Below are 1,300 nucleotides of genomic sequence, written 5' to 3' on the forward strand. Positions count from 1 at the left end.
TGCTGGGACACTCAATCTACTATGCTCTCGAACGTCAGCCCAATCTGACCCGTGCTGGGATTGGCTTGCTGGATTGCCTTTGCGTTGACCTGTCGATTGGTCACTGACGTTTCCTGGCATTGCTGGGCCCAGCGTCAGTGACCTAATAGGAGCTTTGTCTGCACCGTGAGTGTCCTGTCCTGCGATGGGGTTGGTGATGCACCCCTGCTTTGGAGACGCACATGAATAACCTGTCAGAGGCAAATGAAGTCATCTTGGGTGTCGATACCCATCTGGACGTACATGTCGGTGCTCTGATCAGCGGAACTGGCCGACTTCTCGGTACGTTTGCCGTCGAAACCAACATCGCTGGGTATCTAAAGCTGCTGATCTGGGGCCAATCGTTCGGCTCACTCAAGCGCGCTGGCGTCGAAGGTACTGGATCCTACGGAGCAGGATTGACACGAGTGTTACAGGAGCATGGGATCGAGGTGTTGGAGGTCAACCGTCCCGATCGATCCAAACGTAGACTGCAAGGCAAGTCTGATCCCACTGACGCCGAGAACGCAGCACGCTCTGTACTTGCCGGCACCTCAAGCGCGATCCCCAAAACCCACTTGGGCGCGGCTGAAGCGTTGCGCGAGGTTTCTCTCGTCAGGCGCAGTGCAGTGAAGGCCAAAACGCAAGCCATCAACCAGCTAAGAGCCTTACTGATCAGTGCTCCGCAGGAGGTCAGAGAGCGCCTCTGGAAGAGCAAGCCTGGCGACTGCGCAAAGCACTGTGCCCGCTTGCGCTCGTTGGGCGATACCCCATTGCTGGCTACCTTGACGATCACCTTGCGCCTGCTGGGTAAACGCTGGCTGGCACTGGCTGAAGAGATCAACGAGCTGGACAAAACCCTGGAGCACTTGACGCAGGAACATGCAACTCGGCTGCGTGGACAGTTCGGCATCGGCCCTCAAACAGCGGCCGTACTGCTTTCAGTCGCAGGCGACAACCCCGAGCGTCTGAGAAATGAGGCCGCTCTAGCTGCTCTCTGCGGCGTCAGCCCTTTGCAGGCCTCGTCGGGGAAGACCGTGCGGCATCGGCTGAATCGAGGTGGGGATCGAGCCGCCAACAATGCCTTGTGGACTATCACTATGGTACGCATGCGATCCGACACGAGAACACGAGCCTATGTGGCGCGGCGCACCCAGGAAGGCTTGTCTTCCAAGGAGATACAGCGCTGTCTTAAGCGCTATATCGTCAGGGAAATATATCCGCTCATTTTGGCCGATTTGGCGGAGTCAGCAGCTTGCAGTTGACATAGGAGCGTCAACGC

1 protein-coding gene is annotated in these 1,300 nt (G+C 57.5%); it reads left to right on the plus strand.

Going from position 1 to position 1,300, the window contains the following annotated elements:
* The first annotated feature begins 221 nt into the window (after positions 1 to 221).
* Positions 222 to 1,283, plus strand: coding sequence for an IS110 family RNA-guided transposase (locus H6X51_RS19815; RefSeq protein ID WP_185269130.1), 1,062 nt, complete (start codon positions 222 to 224; stop codon positions 1,281 to 1,283).
* The last annotated feature ends 17 nt before the right edge of the window (positions 1,284 to 1,300 follow it).

It is taken from the genome of Halopseudomonas xiamenensis (assembly GCF_014219065.1).
Taxonomy (GTDB): Bacteria; Pseudomonadota; Gammaproteobacteria; order Pseudomonadales; family Pseudomonadaceae; genus Halopseudomonas; species Halopseudomonas xiamenensis.